This window comes from Picosynechococcus sp. NKBG15041c (assembly GCF_055380235.1).
Genome location: NZ_AP040363.1, coordinates 377,272 through 403,486, shown reverse-complemented (window position 1 = coordinate 403,486; position 26,215 = coordinate 377,272). Strand labels below are relative to the sequence as shown.

The following is a 26,215-nucleotide window of genomic DNA, read 5'->3' as shown; positions in this document are numbered from 1 at the left end:
GTTATGGGTCAAGATAAATCGCTCGTTATCCCCCAATTGATCGTCGGTTTGGGCAATCCAGAACCCAAATATGACCATACCCGCCACAATATCGGCTTTGAATTTGTCGATCGCCTGGCGGCAGATTGGGGGGCAACTCTCCAGGAAAACCGAAAATTTCATGGCTCCTGGGCGGAAGTACGTCGCAATGGCCAAAAGCTCGGTCTATTGAAACCCACTACCTACATGAACCGTTCTGGCCAATCCCTGCGAGCGGTGATCGACTGGTACAAAATCCCGCCAGAATCAGTGCTTGTGGTCTATGACGATATGGATCTCCCCCTAGGACGATTGCGCCTACGTCTCCAGGGTTCAGCAGGAGGGCACAATGGGATCAAGTCCATCATTACCCACCTAGGCACCCAGCAGTTTCCCCGCCTGCGCATTGGCATTGGTAAAACCCAAATCAAGGGCGATAAACCGACGATTTCCCATGTTCTGGGGAAGTTTTCGCCAGCAGAGAAACCCGTCTTAAAAGAAGTCCTTGGCCTTGCGGAGGATGCCTTGGCCCTCAGTCTCCGAGAAGGGGTCGAAAAGGCGATGAGCATCTACAATGCCCGTAGTGTTGAATCAGTCCAGGCCCCCTAATGTCAGGCTGTTGAAAGAAATCTTGAAAGCAACATTCCAGTTTTTCAAATCCTATGGGCGTTGGTTTATCGTCGGGCTGACGCTCTTTTTTTTGCTGGCGACCCTCCGCAACCACTGGGAAGAGGTATCGACGATCCGCCTCGATCAACGGGGTTGGCTGTTGGTCGCTGCGAGCCTATTGACCACAACAATTTCCCATGTGTGGTCAGCCTTGGTCTGGGGTCGTATTCTAAAGATTTTTCGGGTTCCGATTGGTCACAACGGGGCGATCGCCTTATATTTGCGTACCAATATGGCGAAATATTTGCCAGGAAATATTTGGCATTTTTATGGACGTATGACCCGAATTGTTGAGCTGGGTAGCCCTTGGGGCGTGGCCAGTTTATCGGTGCTGCTAGAACCCCTCCTGTTGGCAGCGGCGGCGGCGATCATGGTGGTTTTGGGTTTGGGCTGGAGTCTTGTTGACATGAATCAATTCCCCCTGTTGAGATTGCTAGTCCCCCTGGGGTTAATGGGGGTTTTAGGGGGGCTTCATCCCTATTTTTTTAATCCGGTGATTCAAAAAGTTTCCCGGGGCAAAACCCAAAATCACGATCCGGTGCGTTTAGAGATTTATCCTTGGCAACCACTCCTAGGCTCGGTATTTTTTATGGGGCTGCGGGGCATTGGCTTTTTGTTGACTTGGGGGGCGATCGCCCCGCTGGCCTGGCCGCAAGTTCCTCAACTAATTGGGGTCTTTAGTGGTGCTTGGCTAGCCGGATTTATCATCCCTGGCGCACCGGGGGGCATGGGTGTATTTGAGGTGGTGGCCCTTGGCTTATTAGAAACGGTGGGCCATACGAATGTGTCAGTGGGCAGCTTACTAACCATCGTTGCCCTGATGCGGGGGGTGAGTATTTTGGCCGAAATTTTACCCCTGGGAATTTGGGGCTTGAGGCGATCGCCCTTGGCAGAACTCCCCCCAGACCGTGATGTAGTCTAGAAGACTACAAACAGACAGAAACTGATTAGCAGATTTTTATGGAACCATTGCCCCTACCTTCCCACATTCACTACGAGACGATTTTGCAAATTTTGGAGCGCAAAAGCCAACAAATTGCGGATCAAGATCCCCTGGCACGCACCCAGATTCAGCAACTGATTTTAACTGTTCGTAAAGCCCTGTCCCAGCAAAAACAACTCGAGCGCAGTTGTGAACAGCTAAGGCTCCCCTATGAGCACCATTGGTCTCTCACCAATCAAGGGCCGGATTAACCGCGGACAGAGCGATATCCTCCAGGGTGAGCATTTCCCCCACTTTAATCTGGTTGCCGCCCGCCTGGGCGGCTGCGTCGAGGGCCTGTTGTGCTGACTGAATCAACTCCGATGGCAAAATCGTCAAGTTTGGAATAAAAGCATTCATGCCAACACTCAAAGAAACATATTGTTCTCGGGGAGATTGGAGGTGGCTAATGCGCAGCTTTTGGACACTGGTGAGAATTTGATCCGCGATGTAGAGAGCCCCGTCGAGGTCTGTATTCGGTAAAATCACGCCAAATTCCTCCCGACCGCAGCGGGCTACTAGATCAGCAGGTCGTTGACAAACCAAGGCGATCGCCCAAGAAACTTGTTGTAAGCAGCCGTCAGCCAGCTCCTCCCCATAGGTTTCTTGGTAGAGATCAAAGTAGTCAATGCGGCAGTACAAAATGGCCAGGGGCAATTCTTCCCGGGCGAGGCGCTGCCATTCTTTTTCAAGCACCTGCTCAAAGCGACGGGCATTGGGGATCAAAGTCAGTTCATCGGTGGTATTAGTGGCTCTGATTTGATTTTGGGTCGTGGTCAGTCGGGCGTTGAGCTCATCTTGGTGGATGGCGATCGCCATTTGGTTACTGAGAGTTTCGAGGAATTCAATTTCGTCGGGGAGCCATTCCCGGTGGCCATGGCAGCAGTGGAGTAGCAACACCCCCCAGAGGCGATCGTGAATAATGATCGGAAAACTCAAGCAAGTTTGCACTTGGAGCTGCTCTAAGATTTGATGAATTTTGCGGCTGGCGTCCGTATCATCGCGCCCGAGGTGCACGCATTGCACTTGGCTATAAAAATTCCAAATCCAAGGATTATTTTGCAGATAACGATAGTAATCGCCGCATTTTTGCGGAAAACTTTTGTGGAGCCACTCCAGTCGCAATCCATCGTGGATTTCGCTGTCTAGCTGATAAATTAATGCTCGCTCGATCGCAAAAACTTCTCCTAGGGCGTTGACCACATTGGACAAAATCTCTTTGGGGTGGCGCTGGTGATAGGTTTGAGCAACAACAGTGGCAATCAAGGCCTGTCGTTTCCCCCGGACAAATGCTGTGCTGCCCTGATTTGGGTGGTTGGTAAATTCACGGAAATGCCAAATGCGACCCACTAAAACGTAGTCAGCAGTGATCGGTTGGCTAGCAATCTCTAGGCTGCGGCCATCGATGGTGTGAAACAGCTCTTGGGTTTCTAGGAGGGGCTGATTTTCAGTGTCGTGAATTTCTCCAAAAAAAGCAGCTTGGTCGCGGAACTGACGGCCAATGTGGGCGATTTGCTCGTCGTAGGGGGCAAATTCCCTGGTTTCATCACTCAATTGAAACAGTTGGGCACAGGTGTCGTTCATGAACACTTGGGTTTGATCGTCTAAAACCACCATGACTCCCCAATCAAAGGAGTTGAGGATCGGTTTAATGAGCGTATGTGCTTGCAATTCCATAGAACTAGGTAAGGTGCTGGGGCAGAGGAGATAAATTTTCGAGATACCAGTGGTCTATCTCTATTGTGATGAAGAATTTGTCTCCGTTAGAGCCCGGGTAAACATCCGTTACAGTGAATCGGCGTTGGGGCGATCGCCTCCCATGATCAACGCCTCTGATTTTCCCAGAAAATCCACATGGGCTTAGGGACTCCCCCCTATAATGGACTTTGAAGACCAGATTAGTCGCATAGATATTTTTTGATTTCGGTAAATCAATTCTTTAAGCTAGACATACCGATATCAGGAGAAAAGGTGGGTTAGGTTGCAAGTAGATTTAAATCAAGTTTTTCCGTTCCCGTTAGATGAGTTTCAACAAAAGGCGATCGCTGCCCTCAATGCCGACAGATCCGTGGTAGTTTGCGCACCCACAGGTTCTGGGAAAACCGTCATTGGTGAATATGCCATCCACCGTGCCCTAGCCATGGGTCAACGGGTTTTTTATACCACCCCCCTCAAGGCCCTTTCCAACCAAAAATTTCGTGATTTTGGCGATACTTTTGGCGAAAAACAAGTCGGCTTAATCACCGGTGATGTGATTATCAATGGTCAGGCCACCATCGTCGTCATGACCACCGAAATTTTTCGGAATATGCTCTATGAAACCCCCATTGGTCAGGTGGGCACTTCCCTGGAAAATGTCTCCACCGTCGTCCTCGATGAATGTCACTACATTAGCGATCGCGGCCGGGGCACCGTCTGGGAAGAATCGATTATCTATTGCCCTTCAGAAGTACAAATTGTCGGGCTATCGGCCACCATTGGTGAACCCGAAATTTTCACCGCCTGGATCAACAAAACCCGCCAAGCTGCCCATGCCGATCACCCTAATCGTAAAGAACACCGTTGTGAGCTTGTCGATTCCGACCATCGCCCTGTCCCACTCCAATTCCTCTACAGCAACAAAAAAGGTCTTTACCCGCTCCTCGATGACAGCGGCGCGAAGATGAATCCTCGGTTGCGATCGCGTGACCATGCCCCCCAAGGAAAACGCAAAAAACGTCAACGGGAAGATTGCCCCAGCCTGTTCACCATCGTCCGGCAACTGCGTCAAAAAGACCTGCTTCCAGCGATCTACATCATTTTTAGTCGGCGGGGTTGTGACCAATCCGTCACCCAGCTCAAGGAGATGACCCTGGTTTCCCCCGAAGAAGCCAAACTCCTCGAGGCGACCTTACTCCACTTTTTCCTTGATAATCAGCCAAAACTCCAAGAAAAACTCCTCAAGCAATGCGATGACACCCCAGACTTTAGTGCTCTGGTGTTAGATTTCATCGCAAAAAATCCCTTCTCCACAGAGAAATTAGTCGCTTATCTCGAAGCAAATCCCACCCTCCGGGAACAGCTTTGGCAATACCTCGCCCAGGAGTCGAAATTTGCCCGGCCCGAACAGGTAGAACCTCTCCTGCGGGGGATCGCCGCTCACCACGCCGGGATTTTGCCCGCCTGGAAAGAACTGGTGGAAAAACTCTTTGAAATGGGCCTGGTGAAATTGGTTTTTGCGACGGCTACCCTGGCAGCCGGGATTAATATGCCTGCTCGCACCACCGTGATCACCGCCCTCTCGAAGCGTACCGATGAGGGACACCGAATGCTCACCCCCTCAGAATTTTTGCAGATGGCGGGCCGAGCCGGACGGCGGGGAATGGATACGGTGGGCTATGTGGTTACTGTAGAAACACCTTTTGAAGGGGCGAAGGAAGCAGCCCGTTTAGCTCTCTCGGAGGCGGAGCCGCTGCGTAGTTGGTTTACACCCTCCTATGGTATGGTGCTTAACCTCTTGCAAAAACATAGTTTAGAGGAGTCAAAGGAGCTGCTGTCTCGGAGTTTTGCGGAATATCAGGTGCAACAGCAGCTCAGCCCCGAACAGGAGGCGATCGCCGAACTGACCACCGAAATTGCCCACTTAGATATTGACCTAGCGGCAATCGATGAGCGGCACTTTGAACGCTATGGCAAGCTGAAAGAGCGGCTCAAGGAAGAAGAGCGGCTATTGGGGATTTTGCGGGAGCAGGCAGAATTAGAAAACCGTAAATTGCTTGCCCCCCTGGTAGATCAGTTGCCCCTGGGCTCGATTCTGCACCTCAAGGGAAAAAATTTGCGGGTCAAGGAGGCGATCGCCGCTGTCCTCGTCGAGCAGACCGCTGGGCAGCAGTTTCTCTGTTTGGGGACAGACAAACAATGGTATCTGGTGACGAATATGGATGTGGTCGCCCTTAATGAAGGTCTTTATCCGGCCGATAAACTGGCCCAGATTCCCCTGCCCATCGACCAAAAGCTCACCCTAGGCAAAAATGGCAAAGTCGATGCAGAAGCGTTTCCCCTCGTGAAGGCGATCGCTGATTATCTGCTGCCTTTGGTCGAAGCTCCTGAAGTAGAGGCCCAAAAGCAACGGGTGGTCGCTGTCCAAGCCCAGTTTGCCGCCTCGCCCCTGAGCCAACATGACAAGCCCGGTAAACTCCTCAAGCGATACCAACGGCGCAAAGAATTGCACAAAGAATTAAACCGTCGCCAGACCCTCTATCGGCAACATGCAAACAAGCGCTCCTACTATTGGCAAGACTTTCTCAATCTCATTGAGGTATTACAAGAATTCCATGCCCTCGATAAATATACGCCGACGGTATTGGGTCGTGCTGCGGCCACCATTCGCGGAGAAAATGAACTGTGGCTGGCCCTCTGCCTGATGTCTGGCCAATTAGATCACCTCTCCCCTGAACATTTAGCAGCGGCCATCTGTGCGATTATCAGTGAACCGCCCCGGGGCGATAGTTGGACCGACTATCCGCAACCCCAGGCCGTATTAGAGGTATTGGGCATTCGTAAAAAAGACCAAGGCCACAACCCGGTGAGTCTCTGGGAACTGCGCCGCCAACTCTACCAGGTGCAAAAACACTGTGGTGTGACCATGCCCGTTTGGCTAGAAAGTAAGTTTATCGGCCTGATCGAACAGTGGGCCTTGGGAGCAGAATGGACAGAGCTCTGCGATAACACCAGCCTCGACGAGGGGGATATTGTGCGGATGCTACGGCGCACGGTGGATGTGCTCTGGCAGATTCCTCAAATCCCGGAGATTAAACCGGGCTTAATGCGCACTGCAAAGGAGGCGATCGCCAAAATGAAACGCTTCCCTGTTTAAGGTCTATCCAGTAAAACCTAAATCACACCAGAGAGGGAACGTACAGAAAAGACCTGATTATGTTGTAGTTCTTGGACTGTAGATTGGGGGACGGTAATGACATCCACTGAGTCCCCGAAAACACTAAAAATTTCAAGGACGTAGCCATCTTCTCCGCCCGTAGGATGGGAGACTGTATCAACAACTGTTGCGGTGTCTCTTTTTTGGAGCTGATACTCTGGAAAGTCCCGTACGAAGAAAACCTGTTGGTAGAGTTCAATCATAATCATTACCATTTTGGCTTTAAGGTGATGAATCGGATTTGTTGGTCAATTGCTTGCTTTTGCCAGATGCTAACAACGGCAAGAGAGCTGTGAAAGTCCTTTCAACTGGCCTTCAACTCTATAGAAAGTGTCATACTCATCCACTCGATCCTGGATGGCTTCATTATCCCGAACTAAGTCAAAAATAGCTGGTTTGAGTTGTTCAGGTTTTTTTGACTAAATCCAGCCTGGGCTAAAAATTTCGATTTGTCATTTTTTAATTGAAATTTTAGTAGGTCGTTTGTGAGTTTCTCGTTCGCAATTGCGACATTAGCCAGTTTCATAAGGGTCTGTAACCCGAGAAAATGATACTTTCCTGTCTAGGATTGGAGGCGCCAGCCTTTAATTTCTTTCTGGCGGGCCCGGGCGACCACAAGGCAATCGTCTTCTACGTCTTTGGTGATCGTTGAACCAGCGGCAACGGTCACGTCCTCACCCAGGGTGATCGGTGCGACCAAAACGCTATTTGCGCCTGTTTTGCTGCGATCGCCAATCACTGTTTGATGCTTATTCACGCCGTCATAGTTGGCAGTAATCGTTCCCGCGCCAATATTTACCTTCTCGCCGAGGATTGCATCCCCAATATAGGCAAGGTGGGCCATATTAGTCTGGTTGCCGATGGTGGATTTTTTAATCTCAACGAAATTACCAATGCGGCATTGCTCCCCAACTTGGGCTTGACCCCGGATATGGGCATAGGGGCCGACCTGGGTATTGCTCCCCACATGACTATCATTCACAACGCTATAGAGAATTTTTGTATTGGCTTCAATAACGCTATTTTCAATTAAACTGCCTGGCCCTAAACGGCAGCCTGCTTTAACGACGCTATTCCCTCGCAGATGGGTCTGGGGTTCGATAATCACGTCGGGTTCGAGCTGCACCGTATCATCAATGGTTACCGTATCGGGTTGGTGGATCATGACGCCGGCCTTCATCCACTTTTCTTTGATGCGATCTTGCAAAATTTCGTAGGCGGCTGAAAGCTGGAAACGATCATTGATGCCGCTAATTTCCTGGAAATCTGCCACATCCATCGCCATCACCTGGTTGCAATGGAGAATCACATCGGTAAGGTAATATTCCTGCTGGTCATTGTTGGTGGTTAATTTCGGCAGTGCTTCGGCCAATACTTCCCACTTAAAGCAATATACGCCAGCATTGATACGGTTATTTTTGCGCTGGGCATCGTTGCAGTCACGGTGTTCCACAATTTGGGTCACCAGATTATCGCCGTCACAGAAAACGCGACCATAGCCTGTGGGATTAGGCAGTTGAGCGGTTAATAATGTCGCGTCGTTGTTGTTTTTTTGGTGCGTTTTTACAAGATTAGCAATGGTTTCAGGGCGCAGGAGAGGTACATCACCGTTGAGCAGCACGATATCCCCAGCAAAACCTTTGAGGGGTTCGAGGAGTTGTTGGACAGCGTGACCCGTGCCGAGTTGTTCTGTTTGTTCGACAAATTCTAGCTGGGGCAGATGGGCAAGGGCTGTTTTTACTTCAGCGGCGCGATAACCGACGATGGTACAAATTCGCTCTGGTTCAATTAGGGCACAACTTTCAATGACCCGTTCGACGAGCGATCGCCCCCCCAGGGAATGAAGCACCTTCGGGAGATCCGACTTCATTCTTGTGCCTTTACCCGCTGCCAAAATTGCTACCGCTACCATTGCCTTTGCTGTGTTTGCTTGACTGAAATCTTTTCAGTGTGGAGTATATCGTATTGTCTGGGCCTTCAGGGACAAGATCACCAGGAGATATTTTGGGGAGAAAGAGAAATGCCCTTCCCGGAGGATGGACAAAATTAGTGTTAAATTTCTCAAGGAATCCCGTTCATAAAAATTTTTATGGTTACTGCTTCCCTGCATTCTGGCCCTAATCCTTACACTTCGGTGTTGATCATTCCGACGGGGATCGGTGCAAAAATAGGCGGCTATGCAGGGGATGGCATCCCCATCGCGCGGCTCATGGCCCAGGTTTGCGATCGCCTCATTACTCACCCCAACGTATTGAATGGGGCGCAGTTATTTTGGCCGATGGCGAATACCTTTTATGTGGAGGGGTACGGCCTCGATCAATTCGCAGCGGGAAACTGGGGCCTACGACCCGTGCGCCAAAATAAAGTCGGTCTAATCCTCGACCAGGGCATTGAGATAGAGCTGCAAACGCGCCATATCCAAGGGGCAGAGGCTTGTCGGGCAACCCTGGGCCTACCCGTCACAGATTATGTTGTGACAGATGCTCCCCTCAATGTCACCCTCAATGTTTCTGAAACAGGGGTCAGTTGGGGCACCATTGAAAATGTAGGTAGTTTGCTACGGGCAGCAGAAAAACTGATTACCCAGGCCAAAGTCCAGGCGATCGCCGTTATTGCTCGCTTCCCAGACGACGAAGATAGCGAGCTGCTGGCTCAGTACCGTCAGGGGTCTGGGGTCGATGCCCTGGCCGGAGCCGAAGCGGTCATTTCCCATCTACTGGTCAAACAATTTCAAATCCCCTGCGCCCATGCCCCGGCATTGTCGCCGTTACCCATCGAGCCGGCGCTTTCCCCCAAGGCTGCGGCCGAGGAATTGGGTTACACTTTTTTGCCCTGTGTTTTGGCGGGATTGAGCTATGCGCCCCAATTTGTCATGGCAGGCGATCGCCAAACCGGAACGATCTGGGCCGATCAGATAGATAGCCTCGTGATCCCCGCTAGCGCCTGTGGGGGGAGTGCGGTGTTAAGTTTGGCCCAAACTGAAACATTAGTTATTGCTGTAAACGAAAATGACACTGCATTAAGCATTTTTCCAGAATCCGTTGGGATAAAAGCCCGTCGGGTAGACTCATACTTAGAAGCCATTGGGACCCTGGTCGCCCACCGCGCTGGTTTAGACTTTGCCAGCTTGACCCCCTCTGTGCCATCGCTCAATGCAATTTAGGTTTTTAACTACTGTGAATCAATCCAATCAACCACCCATGGAACCACTATCACGTCAGCAGGTGCTGCTCCTGATGGGGATCACGGCACTCCTCCTGTTTATCGTGGGAAACCTCTGGCGACTGATCGGAAATGTGGAGCTCTTGGCCTGGGAATTTTCGGGGCTCGCCTTAATCCAGGGGGTGGCGATCGCCCTGGGGATCATTGGTGCAAGCAGCGTGCTTTATGCAGTTTGGGCGGAATATCGCAAAAGTGTCGATACCTATTTAGAATTTGTGCTCAAACCCTTAGCAGTGCCCGATGCGATTTGGTTGGGTTTATTACCAGGTCTGAGTGAAGAATTTTTGTTTCGCGGAATTATGCTGCCGGGTTTAGGTTTGGGCTGGGGAGCATTATTTATTTCTAGCTTTATTTTCGGTGTGCTCCACATCAGCGGTGTGCAGCAATGGTCTTATGCTGTTTGGGCAACGATTATTGGTTTTATTCTTGGCTATAGTGCGATCGCCACGGGAAATTTACTTGTGCCTGTGATTGCCCATATTGTCACAAACTTCACTTCGAGCCTGATTTGGAAGCTCCGCCACGCCAAACCATAAAAATCCAGCCCCTGGAACAAAGGCAAAAAAATACAGGATTTACACCCGCCGCGCCGTCTTACCTCAGCTTATGACCTGGAAAATCCAGGGGGGAAGGACAGAACTCAGCTTCGGTTTCCGAGTACAAGCTCGGTTTACTGCCGCGAGAACTTAAATAGTCTTCCCAATTAGCTCAAGCATAGATCAACAAACAATATTGGTAGTCACCAACGCAGTAGGCTTTGATCCTGTTAGAGATTATCTTAAGGGATGATTTTGTTTTTATGCAACCGCACAAAGTTCGGCGATCGCCACCGGGCTATCCACCTTGACAGAAAGGGTCAAACGTTCCCTCGGATCATTTTGCACCCGCTCAATGGCGAAAGATTTTCCCCCATAGATTTGTCCTAGGGCCATGGTGAGATCTGCTTTTACCGCTTCAAAACCTTCATCGGTGTTTGGGCCATTGAGACGATCATTGCTGATATAGAAAAATTCATTGCCGTTGAGGGTGATGCCCGTTTCCTTTTCGAGAAGAGTGCCAAATTTTGCGGCGGCCTGGATCAGGTCGGCGATCGCCTCGGTGTGGGGTTGATTTTCCACGCTACTCCAGCGGCGTTGGGCATACAGTCCATAACCCCCCTGGTGCTCCATCATGTAGTTAATTTCGTAGGTGACAAGCATAATCCCCGGGCCATCGGGCACATGACGATAGTCCACCACGTCGATGAGAGTACCGCCAATTTTTTCATCCCGGATCCAGCCCTGAAATACCCCAATGAGAGATGCTTCATCAAAATCAGTAGGAGTTTGGGCCGGGAATTTTACACAAAAACGTTCAATATACACAGGCTTGATTGAGATCTAAACGACTTGAAAGATTAAATTCTGGAGAGCAATACATCAATAAGGTGAGCGAAGCCCACCCTATTGTTTGTCGATGGCAAATTGAGGATTCCCCCTAGTTATTGGCAAATCCTTTGGTCAGCAGCCATTGCTTAAAGCTGATCGGACTGGTGATCCCCGCTTCGATCATCCGGCTGTTGCACTCGTGGGCCGCTTCAATAAAGAGGCGAGATTCCTCCACAAGCCGTTGGGCCTGCTCCAAACTTGCTGCTTTTTCCTTATGTTTGAGGGCAGAGAAAAAGAACTGGGCAAATTTCCCCTTTGCAAAGGGATCAAAGAACAGCTCCGTGTCGTAAAAATATTTCCGGAATTCAGCACTCACCACATCAGGGTCGTCACTGATGTCGATGTTTTGGAACTTCAGCAGGGCTTGGGCTGCGCTGACCATGGCGGCGATCGCCTTATCTGCAGCCACCTGAACATCTCCATTTTGGGGGTTGTCCAGTAGCACCGTGGCATCAAAGTGGAGACTTTCTGCATCGGCCATACTGAAATCGGTCAGGCTGACTACTTCCCCAGCACATTCCCCGATGCCAATATCGCCGAGGGTAAACTCTCGGGTATCGGCCCAATCAGAATAGAAAGATGGATCCTCTTCGTAGCTGGGCACTTCTGTAAAGGGCTGGAGGCGGTCTTTCATTTCCTTGCGGCCAATGCGGTTGAAAAAGTCTGTGAACTTTTCATGCTCTAGCCGTTCTTGCATGAAGGTATCAATCAAAAATTCCACCACATCAGGAATTCGCTTCGAGGGCAGTACCCCCATAGATTTTCCGTAGGTAGAAGCATTGTTGGCCCATTCCCCACCGAGCACAAGGTTAAAGTGGGGCACCCGGCGCCGCTGTACCTGACGGCTGGAGCCATAGAAGCCAATTTCTGCCACCATGTGCTGCGAGCAGGAGTTGAAACAGCCACTAATTTTAATCCGTATATCTTTGACAGTTTGGTCATACTGCCAACCTTTAACGGCCATCCGTCGCTGTAACTCACCCGCCAGACCACGAGAGCTACCGATCCCCAATTTGCAGGTGTCGGTGCCTGGGCAAGCAGTGATATCAATGATCGAGTGGGCGCCGCCACTGTGGAGGTTGATCGCCTTGAGATCTGCATAGAGGGCAGGCAAGTCTGCTTCGTGGACCCAACGAATCAGAATATTTTGTTCAACGGTTGTCCGCACCGTGTCATTGGTATATTTGCGGACGATGTCGGCCAAACCCCGGAACTGGGGCGAAGTGGCATCTCCCAGCGGCAAGGAAACAGCGACAGTGTAGAAGCCCTTTTGCCGTTGGGGATAGAGGTTTGTGGTTTTCCACTGGGAAAATTCTACGCCGTGATCAAAGGTTTGGTCCGCCGCAACGGGAGCTGCCTTCCCTTTTTCTTCGTAGGTGGTGAGGCGATCGACCCAAGCGGTCCAGCCAGCATCCGGCTCTAGGATGGCCCGTTCTTCGGTGACGAGACGCTTAAATTCTTCGAGGCCCAGCTTTTGTACCAGAAATTTAATCCGGGCTTTGTTGCGGTTTTTCTTTTCCCCAAGGCGGGCAAATACCCGGAAGATCGCCTGGGAAAGGGGAAAAATTTCCTCTAGGGGCACAAAATCATCAAAAAGTTTGGCCAGGAAAGGGACGGAACCTAGGCCACCGCCGACATAGACCTTAAAGCCCTTGACGATTTCACCATTAATTTCTTTGGTAGCGGCAATGAAGCCCAGGTCATGCATGGAGGTGAGACCGCAGGGATGGTCTTCACAGCCAGAAAAGGCAATTTTTAATTTGCGGCCAAAATCTTGGATATCCCGGTGACCGAGGAAAAAGTCTGTCAGCTCCTGGGCGTGGCCGGTGACGTCAAAGACTTCGTCATGGCAAACCCCAGCGAGGGGACAGGCGGTGACATTCCGTACTGAATTGCCACAGGCTTCCCGGACAGTGATCCCCACAGCAGCAAGACGGCGGTGCATATCAGGGACGTTATCCAGGGAAATGAAGTGGAGCTGGATATCCTGACGGGTAGTGATGTGGAGGATGTTATCGGAATATTCTTCGCAGATATCGGCGAGGAGATCCATTTGTTCGGCGGTCATCCCCCCATAGGGAATTTTGATCCGTTGCATGCCCGGAGCCTGCCATTTAGTATCTGGCCCTTTGGTCAACTCTGCTTTCGGGAAAGAAATCGCCTTGGATTTAACTCCATCATTGCGGAAGCCGTTATCATAACGCTGACCATAGGCTCCCCGGCGGAGACGCAGTTCGGCAAAGACTTTTTCTTCGAGTTTGTCTTGGCAACGCAGGGCCATTTGATTTTCAAAGGTATCAATTTCTTCGGCCATCTGGGGCGCAATGCGATCGCCAAGGACTTCTTTCCAAGTTTTGGGGGGTGTCGTGGTCATAGTTGGGATGTTCTTCTTTAATGGGAGCTAATCGTCTGGGCCTGGAACAGAGTAAGCGTCAGGCTCACAATATCTATAAAAGCTACTCAGATGTACTATGTTGACATAAAAATTCAGTCATCCGAGCAACTACGACAAAATCTGTAATTTTCCTCGCAATTTCTGACCTGGGAATTGGGTCTGGGTTTTAGGGGGTTACGGATTGGGCATTTTGAAAGGGTTTTACGAGCCATCGTCCCAAACGATAGATATAGGTGAAAATCACGGGTACCACGATCAACGTCAAAATTGTTGAGGTACTAAAGCCACCAATGACGGCGATCGCCATCGGGCTTCGCGTTGCTCCATCGGCGCCGAGTTCCAGGGCAATGGGGAGCATCCCAGCGATGGTGGAAAGGGACGTCATAAAGATGGGCCGTAGGCGGGAAATCCCAGCATCGATCAGCGATTGCTTGAGGGCTTTTCCTTCTTGCATCCCTGACAGGGTAAAGTCCACCAGCAGAATTGCATTTTTCGTCACCAGACCCATCAGCAGGACAATGCCGATCAGGGCAAACAGTCCCAATTCCTTTTGGGTGATCATTAAACCCAGCAGGGCGCCACCGATAGACAGGGGCAAGGCGGTGAGAATACCGAAGGGATAGAGGAAATTGTTGTAGAGCAGGACGAGAATTGCGTAGATGCAGAGTACTGCTGCCCCTAAAGCGGTCAGGAAGCGGCTAAAAATATCGCGCATAATTTCTGCATCCCCCGAGGGCTCGATGGTGATGCCCGCTGGTAAAGGATTCATTACTGGCAGTGCATTCACCTGGGCAAAGGCATCCCCTAGGGACACTCCCTCTAGGTTGGCCCCCACCTCTACTTGGCGGAACCGATTAAAGCGGTCAATTTGGGCGGAACCGCTCCCCAGCTTTAGTTCGGCAACGGCGGCGAGGGGAACGAGGGCCCCAGTATTACTCGGCACCTGAAGATTTTTGAGGGTTTCGATATTACCGCGCTGATTTGGATCTAGCTGGACGCGGATCGGAATTTGGCGATCGCTTAAATTAAACTTCGGCAAATTCAGGTCGTTGTCTCCAATGAGCGCCAGGGAAGCGGTGCGGGAAATTGCGGCAACGGAAACCCCCAAATCAGCTGCCCGTTGGGGGTCTGGTTGAATGATAAGCTCTGGTTTAACTAGGCTCGCACTAGAAGCAATATCCACTAGACCACCAATGCTGGCCATCTGTTGTTCGAGAATGTTTGCCGTTTCTAACAAAAGTGGCGCATCCTCACCCTTCAGAACAATGGAGAGGTCTTTTGAGCTGCCAGTGCCCCCCGCACTCTGGAAAGAAATGCGCGCCCCTGGAATTTGCTGCAATTCGCTACGCATCGTTTGTTCGAACTCCGCCTGGGAAATTCGATCTTCCATGGGCACAAGGTTAACGTAGATCGTGCCGCTATTTACCGTATCGGCAGTGGCCAGAACGCTAGAGACCGCAGGGTTAGCACGGAGGCGATCGCTAACTTGGGCCATGATTTGTTCACTATCAGCAAGGGTCGCCCCAGGGGGGAGATCAAAGACCAAGGTACTAATGCCTGAATCAGCCGCTGCAAATAATCCTGTTGGGATGAAGGGGAGCAACTGTAAACTGCCGATGAAGAAAGCCAGGGCCACCAAGAGGGTCGTCAGACGATGCTTAAGGGCCCAACCCAAAGCCTTGCGGTAAAGGCCCGGTTGTGACTGGCCTTCAAAAGCCCCTAATTTTGACTTCAATAGATATGCACTGAGCATCGGGGTCATTGTGGTGGCGACCAGGGTCGAAAACATTGTTGAAACGGCTACCGTCACCCCAAAGGGCTGGAAGAATTGCCCCGGTACGCCCCCCATAAACGCAACAGGCAGAAAAACTGCCACAATGGTTGCCGTCGTTGCTACCACCGCTAGGCCAATTTCCATGGCCCCATCTACCGCTGCCTGGAACGGCTTCTTTCCCATTTGCAAGTGCTGATCAATGTTTTCAATCACACAAATGGCGTCATCAACCAAATTTCCGATCGCCAAGGCCAGTGCTAAGAGAGTCATGCCGTTGAGGGTATAGTCTAGGGCTCGCATCACAAAGAACGTGGGCACAATAGACAAGGGGAGCGCTGCGGCAGTAATCACCGTGGCCCGCCAATCCTTAAGGAAAAAACCAACGGTGATCACCGTCAGGATACAACCAGCCCAGAGAGCCGAAATGGTTCCGTCATAGGAGGCCTGAATTTCGGTGGCACGCGTCAAAATCAAATCAAAACGTAAATCTTCCGGTAGGGTCCTCCGTAGGTCGGCGATCGCCTGCCGGATCCCTCGGTCTACCCCCACCACGGTACTCCCCGGACTGCGGAGCACCGAAAAAGCAACCACCGGTTGATTATCCAGTGCCGCGGAAACCCTCGGTTCCCGAAAACTATCTTCTACACGGCCCAGGTTTTCGAGGGCTACGCGATCGCCATTGGGGAGCAAGATCGGATATTGCTGGAGTTCTTGGATCGAAGCTGCACTACCGAGGGTACGTACATTCTGCTCACTGCCCCCAAATTCAAGGCGACCCCCAGGGCGATTAATATTGAACTGGGCAATTTGATCATTGACCTCAGTGGCGGTAATGCCCAAACTCTGTAATAAATTCGGATCTAGATCCACGCGAATTTCTCGGTCAACCCCCCCCAGCCGTTGAATTTCTGCCACGCCGTCAACATTAGTTAGTTCGCGGCCAATATTTCGGTCAATGAGATCGCTGAGTTCCTCAACGGTGCGCTGGTCTGAAGAAACGGCATAGATCATCACCGCTCCGCCCGCAAAATCGAGCTTCTGAACAATGGGTTCGGTGATGTCTTGGGGGAGAGAAGAGCGAATCTGGGAAATCGCATTGCGCACGTCATTGGCCGCCTGGTCCGTGTCTGCCCCAATTTCAAAGGTCACGACCGTTTGCGAGTTTCCATCGGTGACCGTGGACGTAATTTGGTCGAGATCAGCGAGACTGGCAACGGCATCTTCCACTTTTTTGGTGATTTCCGTCTCAATTTCCTCAGGGGCTGCCCCCGGCTGAGTGATATTGATCGAAACGGCCCCAATGTCGATGTTCGGCGTATCATCAATGCCAAGGGTCAGGAAAGAATAGACCCCCACAACGGTCATGATCAAAAAGGCCATGAGGGTTGGCACTGGATTCTTGATGGACCAGGCGGAAAGATGGAAAGACATACCAGGGGCAAACATTGCGATTTGTTACGACTTCCATTCTAGGCACAGTTTCGCCGAATCGGGGAATCTAGTTGTTCACTTGGAGCTGGGAACCTTGTTGATCTTTATAAACTTCGATGCGGCTCTGGAAGGCTTCTTTGAACTGGGGAATGTGGGTCACGGCCAAAATGCAGGCAAAATCATCGGCGATCGCATTGATTGCTCCGATCAGACGGCTGCAGCCCTCGGCATCCTGGGTACCAAAGCCCTCGTCGATCACCAACATCTGGAGGGTAGCTCCGGATCGGTAAGCCAAGAGTTTGGCGAGGGCTAGGCGGATCGAAAAATTAATCCGAAAGGCTTCCCCACCAGAATAAGTTTCGTAGGCCCGCGTTCCCCGGGCGTCGGCAATGAGGATATCTAGGGTATCAATCATCTGGGCAGTTCCTTTTTTCGAGCCTTTCTTTGCCTTTTGGGTGAAAAACTGCACGTGAAATTGGTGATCTGTAAGGCGGCCGAGGATTTGATTGGTTTCTGCTTCCAGTTGGGGCAGGGCATTTTCAATCATCAAGGCCTGGATACCATTTTTCCCAAAGGCTTGGCTCAGTTCATGGTGGATCCGGTGCTGGTGACGGAGTTCCTTTAGCTCAGCTTTACTGTGCTCTTGGGTGATCGCCAGGGCCTCTAGATTTGCTAAAGACTGTTGCAGTTGGCCGCGCCGGGCAATGTCAATTTCGAGGGCTTGGCGCCAGGTTTGGAGTTGGCTTTCGAGCTGCTGTATCTCCCCTCGGTCAGGGCTGGTTTGGGTCAGGCTTTCTTGGATAGCGGCCATTTGCTGGGTGAGCTGCTCGATCTCCATTTGGGCGATCGCCTGACTTTGGGTCAATTCCTGGAGCTGGGTTTCGAGGGTGATGCGTTGGTGCTGGGCCTGATCCAGTTCGAGTTTACGTCGCTGCCAGACGTGGGCCTCGTTTAAATCTTGCCGGAGTCGCTGGTGGGCATTGCGGTCATAATTGAGGGCCTGGAGCTGATTGTGACATTGTTCGAGCTGTTTTTGGTGGGGCGATCGCTGCTGGTAGTCAGCGAAGTTTTGGCGCTGTTGTGCCAGTTGACGCTTGATGCGGGGTATTTCCCCCTGCACGGCGGCGAGCTGCTGCTCGGTTTGGGCGAGTTTCGCCTGGGTTAGTTCAGCGGCGCGGCATTGTTTTTCGGTTTCTCGGGCGATCGCCAATTGGGTTTCGTCGTAGTTCAGGGCGCTTAGGGCTTGCTGTACCTCCGTTAATTCTTGGCGTAGATCCTCGGCATAGGCTTCGAGGTGGAGCGATCGCCGCAGATTTTCTAAATCCTGTTCAAGCTGTTTAAACTGTTTTTCTAAAGCTTGATTGGTTTCGATGGCCTGTTCGATGCGAATTAATTGCTGATCTTGCTCTTCATAGGCGGTGCGAATGCCATCTAGGGTAGCTAATTCTTGATCATAGTCAGCAAGGCGCTGGGCGCAGGTTTGCAGTTGCTGCTGTAGCTGCTGGATGTCTCGCTCCGTCTCGTTGTACTGGGCTTCAGTTTTGGTGACGACATTGTGGTGGTGGTCGTGGTCGAGGGCCTGTTCACAGAGGGGACAACTGGCCCCCGGTTGCTGCAACAGCGCCAGTTTTTGCTGCAATTCCTGGAGTTGTTTGTGGCAATTGCGCTGGGCGTCCTGGAGGCGCAGTTGCTGGGTGGACTGGGCGATCTGCTGTTGCTGGAGCTGCTCTAAATGGCTTTTCTGGCGATGGAGTTCCACCATGGTTTGGTTAACCTGCCGTAGTTGTGCCCGTTGCTGGGGAATTTGGCTAATTTTAGCCGCAAGGTTATCCCGTTCCCGTTGCTGGGCTTCGAGTTTAAGGTGAATGGCGGTGGTCGCCTGGGCAATCTGATTTTCGAGCTGCTGTTGTTGTTGGAGGAGGGGTTGGGCCTGCTGTTGTAAGGCTTCCAGGTGGCTGATGGTGTCTCGGGCCCTCTGTAAATCTTGTAGAGCTTGGCTCACATCTGGGGTAGCGGCGATCGCCTGCTGAAGAGCCTGTTCCTGGCGGGTTAAATCCTGGAGCTGGAGTTCAAGCTGTTGAATTTCGCGGCTTTGGGCCTTTTCTTCGGCTTGAATCTCCTGTTGCAGGGCTTGAATTTCCTGTTGCAGGTCTTGGTACTGTTGGGAGGTTTGGTTCAGTTGCTCCTCCTGCTGTTGGAGGGCTTGCCAGCGGGTATATTCCGCCTCGATGGTTTCCCCTTGAGCGAGGCAGGCGATCGCCTGGTCCAAATTCCCCTGGAGTTGCTGGATTTGGTTGTGTTGGCGTTGTTGTTCCTGGCGGCGGCGGTCTACCTGCTGCTGGAGAGTTTCTAATTGGGTTGTGAGGAGTTGGCGTTGTTGGGCGATCGCCTGGCACCGTTGCAACTGCTCCTGGAGTTGACTTTGCCGTTGTTTTCGCTCCCCAATGGCCTGTTCTAAATCGGCTAATTCTGCGGCGAGGACTGGTTTTTCCTGGAGCTTTTCCGCCTGGGGCGCAAGACTTTCTTCGCGGAGATCGGCCTTCAGTTTTAATTCCTTCGCTTTTTCTTTGGCTAGTTGGGCAAGGGTTTCATACTGGTCGAGTTTGAGCAGGTCCCCCAGAATTTTTTTCCGGTCGGCGGGTTTGGCCACCATGAATTCGTCGGCGTGGCCCTGGCGTAGATAGGCCGAATTAATAAATGTGTCGTAATCAAGCTTCAGTTCCTGGTCAATGAGATCTTGGGTATCTCGCATTCCTTTCCCGGTGATCGTGGTGAAATCCCCCTTGGGCGATCGCACTTGGAATTGCAAAGAGGCGGCCCGTCCCCGCGATCGCAGGCGGATAATTTTGTAGACTTGACCGCGACTCATCAATTCAAAATCAACCCGGACCTCAGTCTCGCCACCATGGATGACATCATCGGCGCTGCTCGTGCGGCTTTTACCCCAGAGCGCCCAGGTGATCGCCTCCAGGAGAGAAGATTTGCCCGCCCCATTTGGGCCGCAGATACAGGCTGTGTGGAACCCAGTAAAGTCTAAGACCGCATCACGGTAGCTGAGAAAATTTTGGAGCTTGAGTTTGAGGGGGGTCATGGGGCAACGAACAGACGAACAAAAACACTGATGCTTCATCATATCGCTGCTCTTAAAATCCCCGCACCGCAAAGAATTTGTTGCATTTTGCTTCCCATGAGAAAGGGACTGCTACGATGGACGCAGAAAATCGCTGCTAGCCGGAAACGTTTTGCCCAGATCCACGGTCTACAGCTCCAGTCATTTCCCCCCAGGTTTCCGATGAAAAAGCTGCTCCTTGCCGCCGGTTGTTTATCTACCTTGGCGATCGCCGCCCCCGTCCGTGCCGAAAATTTAACCCACCTGAGCCAACTGCTTTCAAGTCGTCAGTGCCAAAATTGTCAATTGAACCGCAGTGGCCTAGCCAATGCCCGCTTAGATGGAGCGGATCTGCGGGGGGCGGACCTGCGCCAAGCTAACCTCAGTCGGGCTGACCTCAGTCTCGCGGACCTGCGGGGGGCAAATTTATCTGGGGCTTCTTTGGTGGGAGCCAATCTAGCCGGGGCGAACCTTGAAGGGGCAACCTTGGATGGGGCCGACCTCCGGGAAGCTTACCTGGCTGGGGCAAACTTTACCAATACATCCCTCCGCACCTTTTATATTGCCCGGGCGATCGGTTTACTGGAAGCGCCCGTTTCCGCCGAGCAATTTTACCAATGGGGCTATGTGGAAGGGGAAAGCAAAAATCACCGTATGGCGATCGCCTACTACGATGCCGCCGCGAACCGCGAACCCGAAAACGGTGCGATTTATCTATCCCGGGCGATTTCCCATTACCAGCTACGGGATTTTGGGGCAGCGCAACAGGATGCAACTTTTGCCCAAAACCTCTTTACTCGCCAAGGCTCCGCCGTCGGCATCGACGCCAGTCAAAAGCTCCTTGATGAAATTGACTTGGCCCTCAATCCCCGCCAAAATTCCGGCAACACCGTTGGCAATATCTTTAGTGCAATCAGTTCGTTGCTTTTGCGCTTTTTCTTTTAGGTCTGATGTTTAACGGAGCTGGCCTGGGTCAAAATCTTCAGCATTGAGCAGATCAAAGTTTGTGGCAAAGGCTTCTTCGGGCTCATAGTCTGGTTTTTTAGGCGTGGAGACAGATTTGGCCTGCCGTGGGGCGGTGAATTTGGCGACCAGTGGATGGGGCGATCGCTGCGGGGCTTGGCCATGGGGCGCTGGTGTTGGGGTTTCTGTTTCGGTGGGCCCCTGGGATAGGGTTGTCTTCCGGGATTGGCTTGGGCGATCGCTCAAAGAAATACGGGCAAAAGGATTTTTATTGGTTTTATGGAGCTGATCAGGAAAAAGATGTTCCACAAAAAAGCGAATTGTCGGCTGCTTCACATAGCCCTTTAAAACGGCAATTTCTCCAAATCGGAGGCTTTTTCCCCAAGTATCTTGCTGTTGGGAAACCAAAATATCATCTAGCTGTTCTTGGGTGATGAGGTGGGCTTCTAGTAAATATTGTCCGATATTTTTGCGGTCTGGCTGCTGATAGCGCATTTCCCAGAGGAGCTCAAAAAAGTCGATGGTTTCTTCGGTGGCCCAACCCCGGAGCGCTAAAATTTCACCGAGGGACATATCTGGATGTGACTCCGCATCATATCGCACCACTTGGGCCTGGGTTTCACTGAGTAGCCCAGCTTGAATGAGAGTTTTAATGAGAGCATCCATTGGTTTTGGGCCTCGGAGTAACAACAGAATTGACTAAAATGATTGATATCAAAAGATGGGGTTAGCCTAGGGGAGGGACTTTTTCGTTAGGAAATTATGCCTTCATTTTAAGCAATGAGTCCTAGGATTATAAGGTACAAATTAAGATTTGTGATGCCCCATTCTACGGATAAAGCAAAGGTGAAGCGGAGAAATTCCAGGGGAAATCCCCGGTGCTTTAGGGACGGTTAGGTATTTTTGAGCATTTAGATAATACTCCATTTAAAAAGTCATATTATTCATGATTTTCCTCGTGATTTCTGATTGAAAAAACAGGTATTGATCCGTGAAAATACTGGGGTTTGGAGGCTTGGTAATATGAAATCCCCGTTGCGTTTCTTGCTTTAAGGGCCGCGTAAGATCACAGGAAGTTTAAATTACTAAGATATAAAACTATTTATATATATAACGATGAAACTCTATAACCATTTCATCTTGCCTCACCTTTTAGACTACGTAATGCACCGCCAGGCGATCGCCCAACAGCGACAAATACTCCTTGAAGTGGCCCAGGGCAACGTGCTTGAAATTGGTTTTGGTACGGGGGCAAATCTTCCCCACTACACCCCGAAAGTACGGACATTACAAGTGGTAGAACCAGAACGGATGTTGCGGCAGCGGGTCGATCGCCGAATTCGCCAGAGTGGTCTCCAGGTCAATTGGCATCACCTGCGTGGGGAAGCTCTTCCCTTTGAATCAGAGGTCTTTGATACGGTGGTAAGCACGTTTACCCTTTGTTCGGTACAGAATCCGGCCCAGGTTTTGCACGAAATTCGCCGTGTCTTAAGGAAGGATGGTTATTTTCTGACCCTCGAACATGGCTTGAGCCCTGACCCGGCGATCGCCCAATGGCAGCATCGTCTGAACGGTGTGATGAACTGTTGTGCCGGGGGCTGCAACCTCAACCGTCCGATGGGCTTACTCCTCAAGGCAGCAGGTTTTCGGACCCAAGCCATTAATGAATTTTATCTCCCTACCCTGCCCCGCATTGGCGGCTATCTGACGATCGCAACCCTGCAACCTTAAGGCTCCGTGGGTTTACGTTTCGGGCTGACTCCTTTAGAATCAAGAACGATTATCATTTTTAAAAAAGAGAGGGCTGTAACGTGCGATCGCCAATGACCTTATCCCTCGTGGCACTGGGCTGTTTTGGGCTGTTATTGGGCTGTAGAGACGGCACTTCTCCCCAAGCCCCAACGAATGGGACTGGGGCTCAAGAGCTGCCAGCAGCCACTGCCCCCCAGGCAGAGCCCCTGAGGATTACCGTTAGTGTGCTACCCCAGAAATATTTTGTCGAAAAAATTGGTGGCGATCGCGTCCAGGTTTCATCCCTCGTTGGCCCAGGCATTGAGGCAGAAAACTATGAACCCAGACCCCAACAACTACGGGAGCTCAGCGAGGCAGATGCCTATGTGGGGATTGGGATCTTCTTTGAAGATGTGTGGGGCGATCGCCTCCGGGCCGCTAACCGCAAAATGATTTGGTTAGACACCTCAGAAAACATCGAGAAAATTCCTCTCCTCGACCACCATCACCACGATGGCGATGACTACCACAGCAGCGACGAAGGCGAACTCTTAGATCCCCATATTTGGCTGTCTCCTGCACGGGTCAAGCAACAGGCTGAAAGTATCTATCAGCTTCTGGCCCAACTCGACCCCGCCAACGAAGTGTTCTATGCCGAAAATCTAAGCCAGTTTCTAATAGAAATCGATCAAATCGATGCCGCCATTCGTCAACGACTTGACCCCCTAGAAAATCGTGCTTTTCTTGTTTTTCATCCCGCCTGGGGTTATTTTGCCGAAGACTATAACCTAGAGCAAATTTCCATTGAAGCAGGGGGCCAGGAGCCCAGTGCCGCCGAGTTAGCCCAACTGATCCGCACCGCTGAAGAAAAGCAAATTCGCACTATTTTTGTGCAGCCCCAAATCAATGCCCAGGCCGCCCAAACGATCGCCCAACAAATCAATGCCACCACTGTTCTTCTCGATGATTTGGCTCCCAATTGGTCAGAAAATATGTTGACCATCGCTGACGAATTAGTGAATGCTAGTCGTCAGAGCCCTACGGAATAACACCCTATGGAAACCATTATTTCCCTTGAACAAGTCTGGGCCGGTTACCCCCAGACTCCGGTGCTTGAAGACATTAATCTCACCGTCCAAGCCCTAGACTTTGTGGGTTTGATTGGCCCCAATGGTGGCGGGAAAACGACCCTCTTGAAGGTACTGCTGGGCCTCGTGCAACCCCAACGGGGCACGGTCAAAATTTTAGACCGGCCTGTGACCCAGGGACGCCGTTATATCGGCTATGTGCCCCAATTGCTAGAGCTTGACCGGGATTTTCCGATCCAAGCGAGGGATGTGGTTAGTATGGGACGTCTCGGGAAACGGAAATTATTTCAACGCTATAACCACAAAGATCGAGAAATTGTCCAACGCTGCCTCGAACAGGTGGGGATGGCCCATAAAGGCGATCGCCCCATTGGAGAACTGTCTGGGGGAGAAAGACAACGGATTTATGTGGCCCGGGCTCTGGCGTCGGAACCCAAAATATTGCTTCTAGATGAACCCACTGCCAACGTCGATTCCCATATCCAAAACAGCATCTACGAACTCCTCCAGGAGCTCAATCAAGAAATTACCATTGTGATGATTTCCCATGATTTGGGTGCTATTTCCACCTATGTAAAAACCGTGGGCTGCCTCAATCGCCGCTTGCATTATCATTACGATCGCCTGATCACCCCAAGGATGATCGAAGAAACCTACCAATGTCCTGTTGATTTGATCGCCCATGGCATTCCCCACCGGGTGTTTCCTGACCATGGTGAAACCACGTTAGCGCCAGTCCACAATCATTCTTCCCCCTGTGACCATGCTTGATGCTCTCCAGTTTGACTTTATGCAAAACGCCCTCATTGCGGGGGTACTCGTCAGTATTGCCTGCGGCATCATTGGTACCTTTGTCGTGGTTAATCGCATTGTTTTTATTAGTGGTGGCATCGCCCACGCCGCCTATGGGGGGATTGGCCTTGGGTATTTCTTTCGGTTTAACCCGATCTGGGGGGCGATCGCCTTTGGTCTCATCTCCGCCCTGGGGATGGGCTGGGTCGAACAACAAACCAAACAACGGGGCGATACTCTCATCGGTGTGATGTGGGCGATCGGCATGGCGATCGGGATTATTCTCATTGACTTGACTCAGGGTTACAAAGCTGGCTTGGAGAGCTATCTGTTCGGCAGCATTTTGGCAGTTCCCAGGCCCGACCTTTGGGTGATGCTTGGCATTGACTGTTTGATCATTGCCCTGGTCACCCTACTTTATAAAGAATGGCTAGCAATTTCCTTTGACCCTATTTTTGCCACTACCCGTAATCTGCCAGTGCGGAGTTTATATCTTGTTTTAGTGGGCCTAGTGGCCCTGACGGTAGTGATGGTGATGCAGATTGTTGGGCTCATTATGGTAATCGCTCTGTTGACTGTCCCGGCGGCGATCGCCGGCCAGTGGCAAAAAAAAATTACAGGGATGATGCTGTTTGCCAGCATTTTAGGGATGATCTTCACCACCCTAGGACTATGGTTGTCTTACAAATTTGACCTCACCTCAGGGGCAACGATTATTCTCGTTTCGGGAGTTGCCTACCTCATGAGCCTCAGTTGCAAATTCTATTGCGATCGCCGCACCATTCAAACCGGAGCCTAATGTCTAAAAAACTGACCAAAAACCAGCAGCAGATCCTCCAACTGATACAAACCAAAGAGGGAGAAATCAGTGCCCAGAGTCTGCATTTAGAAATGAAACAGGCCGGTATTACCATTGGCTTGGCCACGGTTTACCGTGCCCTCAAACTCTTCAAAGTGGAAGGAAAAATTCAAGAGCGCGTCACCCCAGAGGGAGAATCTTTTTATAGCAAAATTGACGCCCCTGAACACCACCACCACCATTTAAATTGCGTCAATTGTGGCCAATCTTATCCCCTCGATAGCTGTCCCATCGGACAAAAAATTACCGATTGGTGCCAGACCCAAAAATTCAAGGTCTACTACCATACCCTCGAATTTTTTGGCCTCTGTGCTGACTGTCAAGCTCAAGGGGAAAGTGTCGAATGTTTTAATGCCAACTGATGATAAGCCTTGGCATGGTTGATTAGCCCGGCGGCTTGGTCATCGGTTACTTCTTTTAATCGTTTCGCCGGAATTCCCACCATGAGCGATCGCCTTGGCACATCTTTTGTGACGACACAGCCCGCGCCGATAATGCTACCGGCACCGACCCGCACACCATCCAAAATAATCGCACCAATACCGATCAAGCAGCCTGTTTCAATGTGGGCGCTGTGAACCACTGCCTTGTGACCAATGGTGACATAGTCTTCAACCACTGTGAGTTTGCCCGGATCGCCGTGGAGCACCGCCCCATCTTGCACATTACTAAAGGGGCCGACATGAATCCCTTCGAGATCACCGCGCACCACAGCCCCATACCAAACACTAGATCCCTCCGCAAGACTCACAGCACCCAGCACCGTTGCATTGGGCGCAACAAAAGCAGCAGCACTAAAATCGGGGATCGCGAGGGAAATATTTGACCAATCAGACATAA

At 51.2% G+C, this 26,215-nt stretch carries 22 protein-coding genes and 1 other RNA gene; 13 read left to right on the top strand and 10 right to left on the bottom strand.

Going from position 1 to position 26,215, the window contains the following annotated elements:
* Positions 1 to 3 precede the first annotated feature (3 nt).
* The 3 genes from pth to ACZ45B_RS01970 are packed head-to-tail and all read left to right on the top strand — an operon-like array spanning position 4 to position 1,881.
* A complete protein-coding gene (pth, locus tag ACZ45B_RS01980) occupies positions 4 to 627 on the top strand; it encodes an aminoacyl-tRNA hydrolase (RefSeq protein ID WP_024544780.1) in 624 nt (207 codons plus the stop codon).
* A 22-nt stretch (positions 628 to 649) separates the two neighbouring features.
* A complete protein-coding gene (locus tag ACZ45B_RS01975) occupies positions 650 to 1,609 on the top strand; it encodes a hypothetical protein (RefSeq protein WP_464674921.1) in 960 nt (319 codons plus the stop codon).
* A 38-nt stretch (positions 1,610 to 1,647) separates the two neighbouring features.
* The gene (locus ACZ45B_RS01970) at positions 1,648 to 1,881 is read left to right on the top strand and encodes a DUF5340 domain-containing protein (RefSeq protein ID WP_024544779.1); all 234 of its coding nucleotides are present in this window, start codon (positions 1,648 to 1,650) and stop codon (positions 1,879 to 1,881) included.
* Here ACZ45B_RS01970 and ACZ45B_RS01965 read toward each other — a convergent pair.
* Positions 1,859 to 3,346 (bottom strand): diguanylate cyclase domain-containing protein, encoded by a 1,488-nt coding sequence (locus tag ACZ45B_RS01965; protein WP_024544778.1) that lies wholly within the window; start codon positions 3,344 to 3,346, stop codon positions 1,859 to 1,861. The genes ACZ45B_RS01970 and ACZ45B_RS01965 overlap by 23 nt on opposite strands.
* 49 nt (positions 3,347 to 3,395) lie before the next feature.
* Between ACZ45B_RS01965 and ACZ45B_RS01960 the strand changes: the two genes are divergently transcribed.
* Both ACZ45B_RS01960 and ACZ45B_RS01955 read left to right on the top strand, forming a co-directional pair.
* Complete coding sequence (locus ACZ45B_RS01960) at positions 3,396 to 3,533, top strand: hypothetical protein (RefSeq protein WP_158505969.1); 138 nt, start codon at positions 3,396 to 3,398, stop codon at positions 3,531 to 3,533.
* A gap of 117 nt (positions 3,534 to 3,650) precedes the next feature.
* Entirely contained in the window at positions 3,651 to 6,524 is a 2,874-nt protein-coding gene (locus ACZ45B_RS01955) for a DEAD/DEAH box helicase (RefSeq protein ID WP_464674920.1), read from the top strand.
* A 17-nt stretch (positions 6,525 to 6,541) separates the two neighbouring features.
* Here the strand turns inward: ACZ45B_RS01955 and ACZ45B_RS01950 are convergent, their stop codons facing one another.
* Entirely contained in the window at positions 6,542 to 6,793 is a 252-nt protein-coding gene (locus tag ACZ45B_RS01950) for a DUF4926 domain-containing protein (protein ID WP_464674919.1), read from the bottom strand.
* 353 nt (positions 6,794 to 7,146) lie between these two features.
* Positions 7,147 to 8,496 (bottom strand): bifunctional UDP-N-acetylglucosamine diphosphorylase/glucosamine-1-phosphate N-acetyltransferase GlmU, encoded by a 1,350-nt coding sequence (gene glmU / locus ACZ45B_RS01945; RefSeq protein ID WP_464674917.1) that lies wholly within the window; start codon positions 8,494 to 8,496, stop codon positions 7,147 to 7,149.
* Between the two features lie 177 nt (positions 8,497 to 8,673).
* Here glmU and ACZ45B_RS01940 point away from each other — a divergent pair, with 177 nt between their 5' ends.
* On the top strand, positions 8,674 to 9,747 hold the full coding sequence (locus tag ACZ45B_RS01940; protein WP_024544776.1) for a DUF3326 domain-containing protein: 1,074 nt from the start codon (positions 8,674 to 8,676) through the stop codon (positions 9,745 to 9,747).
* A gap of 13 nt (positions 9,748 to 9,760) precedes the next feature.
* A complete protein-coding gene (locus ACZ45B_RS01935; RefSeq protein WP_024544775.1) occupies positions 9,761 to 10,342 on the top strand; it encodes a CPBP family intramembrane glutamic endopeptidase in 582 nt (193 codons plus the stop codon).
* A 38-nt stretch (positions 10,343 to 10,380) separates the two neighbouring features.
* On the opposite strand, the gene ssrS is transcribed toward ACZ45B_RS01935, so the two are convergent.
* The 5 genes from ssrS to sbcC all read right to left on the bottom strand — a co-directional run bounded on the left by ssrS (position 10,381) and on the right by sbcC (position 19,924).
* Positions 10,381 to 10,566: non-coding RNA, 6S RNA (gene ssrS / locus ACZ45B_RS01930), on the bottom strand.
* A gap of 37 nt (positions 10,567 to 10,603) precedes the next feature.
* Positions 10,604 to 11,170 carry a hypothetical protein gene (locus ACZ45B_RS01925; protein WP_024544774.1) on the bottom strand — a complete coding sequence of 189 codons (567 nt, stop codon included), beginning with the start codon at positions 11,168 to 11,170 and terminating at the stop codon, positions 10,604 to 10,606.
* 112 nt (positions 11,171 to 11,282) lie between these two features.
* Positions 11,283 to 13,607: a nitrite/sulfite reductase gene (locus tag ACZ45B_RS01920; protein ID WP_024544773.1), complete on the bottom strand. Its 2,325-nt coding sequence runs from the start codon at positions 13,605 to 13,607 to the stop codon at positions 11,283 to 11,285.
* 187 nt (positions 13,608 to 13,794) lie between these two features.
* Positions 13,795 to 16,833 (bottom strand): efflux RND transporter permease subunit, encoded by a 3,039-nt coding sequence (locus tag ACZ45B_RS01915; RefSeq protein WP_464675027.1) that lies wholly within the window; start codon positions 16,831 to 16,833, stop codon positions 13,795 to 13,797.
* Positions 16,834 to 16,900: 67 nt separating this feature from the next.
* The gene (gene sbcC / locus ACZ45B_RS01910; RefSeq protein ID WP_024544772.1) at positions 16,901 to 19,924 is read right to left on the bottom strand and encodes an exonuclease subunit SbcC; all 3,024 of its coding nucleotides are present in this window, start codon (positions 19,922 to 19,924) and stop codon (positions 16,901 to 16,903) included.
* A 201-nt stretch (positions 19,925 to 20,125) separates the two neighbouring features.
* Here sbcC and ACZ45B_RS01905 point away from each other — a divergent pair, with 201 nt between their 5' ends.
* Entirely contained in the window at positions 20,126 to 20,887 is a 762-nt protein-coding gene (locus ACZ45B_RS01905; RefSeq protein WP_024544771.1) for a pentapeptide repeat-containing protein, read from the top strand.
* 9 nt (positions 20,888 to 20,896) lie between these two features.
* Here ACZ45B_RS01905 and ACZ45B_RS01900 read toward each other — a convergent pair whose 3' ends face one another.
* A complete protein-coding gene (locus tag ACZ45B_RS01900; RefSeq protein ID WP_024544770.1) occupies positions 20,897 to 21,571 on the bottom strand; it encodes a hypothetical protein in 675 nt (224 codons plus the stop codon).
* A gap of 450 nt (positions 21,572 to 22,021) precedes the next feature.
* Between ACZ45B_RS01900 and ACZ45B_RS01895 the strand changes: the two genes are divergently transcribed.
* The 5 genes from ACZ45B_RS01895 to ACZ45B_RS01875 all read left to right on the top strand — a co-directional run bounded on the left by ACZ45B_RS01895 (position 22,022) and on the right by ACZ45B_RS01875 (position 25,737).
* A complete protein-coding gene (locus ACZ45B_RS01895) occupies positions 22,022 to 22,636 on the top strand; it encodes a class I SAM-dependent methyltransferase (protein WP_024544769.1) in 615 nt (204 codons plus the stop codon).
* Between the two features lie 92 nt (positions 22,637 to 22,728).
* Entirely contained in the window at positions 22,729 to 23,685 is a 957-nt protein-coding gene (locus ACZ45B_RS01890) for a metal ABC transporter solute-binding protein, Zn/Mn family (protein ID WP_071990916.1), read from the top strand.
* Between the two features lie 6 nt (positions 23,686 to 23,691).
* A complete protein-coding gene (locus ACZ45B_RS01885) occupies positions 23,692 to 24,495 on the top strand; it encodes a metal ABC transporter ATP-binding protein (protein WP_024544767.1) in 804 nt (267 codons plus the stop codon).
* Complete coding sequence (locus ACZ45B_RS01880; protein WP_096416199.1) at positions 24,488 to 25,315, top strand: metal ABC transporter permease; 828 nt, start codon at positions 24,488 to 24,490, stop codon at positions 25,313 to 25,315. The genes ACZ45B_RS01885 and ACZ45B_RS01880 overlap by 8 nt, the downstream gene beginning before the upstream one ends.
* Entirely contained in the window at positions 25,315 to 25,737 is a 423-nt protein-coding gene (locus ACZ45B_RS01875) for a Fur family transcriptional regulator (RefSeq protein ID WP_024544766.1), read from the top strand. Before ACZ45B_RS01880 ends, ACZ45B_RS01875 begins: the two co-directional genes overlap by 1 nt.
* Here the strand turns inward: ACZ45B_RS01875 and ACZ45B_RS01870 are convergent.
* The gene (locus ACZ45B_RS01870; protein WP_038027738.1) at positions 25,701 to 26,213 is read right to left on the bottom strand and encodes a gamma carbonic anhydrase family protein; all 513 of its coding nucleotides are present in this window, start codon (positions 26,211 to 26,213) and stop codon (positions 25,701 to 25,703) included. The two genes, ACZ45B_RS01875 and ACZ45B_RS01870, sit on opposite strands and share 37 nt — an antisense overlap.
* Positions 26,214 to 26,215: the final 2 nt, after the last annotated feature.